At 52.3% G+C, this 1,456-nt stretch carries 2 protein-coding genes and 1 pseudogene; all 3 read left to right on the top strand.

The features are described 5' to 3' along the window. The first annotated feature begins 84 nt into the window (after window positions 1-84). Entirely contained in the window at window positions 85-525 is a 441-nt protein-coding gene (locus J3L16_RS15760; protein ID WP_207614019.1) for a DUF2852 domain-containing protein, read from the top strand. 48 nt (window positions 526-573) lie between these two features. After that, window positions 574-996: a DUF2852 domain-containing protein gene (locus J3L16_RS15755; protein WP_207614018.1), complete on the top strand. Its 423-nt coding sequence runs from the start codon at window positions 574-576 to the stop codon at window positions 994-996. A gap of 258 nt (window positions 997-1,254) precedes the next feature. Beyond that, window positions 1,255-1,456: pseudogene (locus tag J3L16_RS15750) on the top strand (arginyltransferase); the annotation flags it as partial.

Genomic DNA, 1,456 nt, shown 5'->3' with positions numbered 1-1,456 from the left:
AGGTGACCGACCACATCCCATCTTGGTAATGTAACAGGCATTCACATAAGACCTCTTGCTTCACACACCAAAGGATGAAACCAAATGAACACCGCAACCTTGAACAACACGTCTTCCATGGGCACGCAGGCCCCTGGCTTTTTCGCCCGGACTGAAGCGTGGTTGGACGCGCGCGGTCGTGCAGCTTGGATTACGGCGATGGTTGGTGGCTACATTGTATTTTGGCCAGTTGGCCTCGCATTGACAGCCTATATGGTCATCAACAATAAATTCTCTGGGACAGGCAGCCGCAAAAGCTGTCGTCGTGGCTCCCATTCGGTTCATATGAACCGCGCCACAGGCAATGCAGCGTTTGATGCGTATAAAGACGAAACCCTGCGCCGTTTGGAAGAAGAGCAGACCAACTTTGAGGAATTCCTTGAACGTCTGCGTGAAGCAAAAGACAAAGCTGAGTTTGACCAATTTATGGACGAACGCGGTGGTGCGGCGAAATCTGCCGATGATAACGCCAACGCCGCTCAGTAACGTTCAAACGGGTCCCTTCGGGGACCCAATTGATTAAGGAATTGAATTATGAATAACACACATGCCTTGCCTCATGGCACCAATAGCATGCCAGTTGCGGTTCAGATTTTATCAACTCTCCTTTTTGCAGGCTTTGCCATTGCGGTCACAATCGTCGCTTTGAATGTCTTTTGGCCCGCAGGTCTTGCGCTGGCGGTTGTCCTAGGCTGGCGCGGCGGGTTCGCCCCCGGGTCTGGTCAAAGTATCGATCCAGCAGCCCTGTCTGAGGCCGTGAAATCATTGTCACCAGAGGCCACCAAACGCCAAAGCGGCAATGCGAGCTTTGACCGTTATCGGTCTGAAATGATGGAACGTCTGGAAGAAGAGCAAGAGAACTTTGAAGACTTTCTCGATCGTCTGCGGGCTGCGAAAGATTCAACAGAGTTTGAACAATTCATGGATGACCGCGCTGGCCGCATTTCGGTCTCTTAATCGATACCTCTCGCGTCCCCTGCGGAATGCCTCATCTTATGGTGGGGTGTTTCGTCGTTTTACGGCAGCCATGCCACTATACTACGGGCGGAATTTACCACTTCTACACCCCACTATTTTCGGGGGGCTTGGTTTGTGGCAAGAGCCTTGCTAACCTCGCGTTAGTTAAACAGTCAGAGTCCTATGCGTCATACCCTTCCAATCGCGCCGCAGTTTTATGTCACGGCCCCTCAACCCTGTCCGTACCTCGAAGGTCGGATGGAGCGGAAGCTATTTACTGCATTGCAGGGTGACTCAGCGACAAAGCTCAATGATAGCCTGTCCAAGCAAGGGTTCCGCCGGTCACAAAACGTGCTGTACCGGCCGTCTTGTGCAGAATGCTCTGCCTGTATGTCCGCGCGTATTCGCGTTGCTGACTTTGTGCCGACAAAATCCCAACGACGTGTATTAAAGCGGAATG

It is taken from the genome of Alteromonas sp. 5E99-2 (assembly GCF_017368475.1).
Classification (GTDB): Bacteria; Pseudomonadota; Gammaproteobacteria; order Enterobacterales; family Alteromonadaceae; genus Alteromonas_F.
This window is presented reverse-complemented; position numbering and strand designations above follow the sequence as displayed.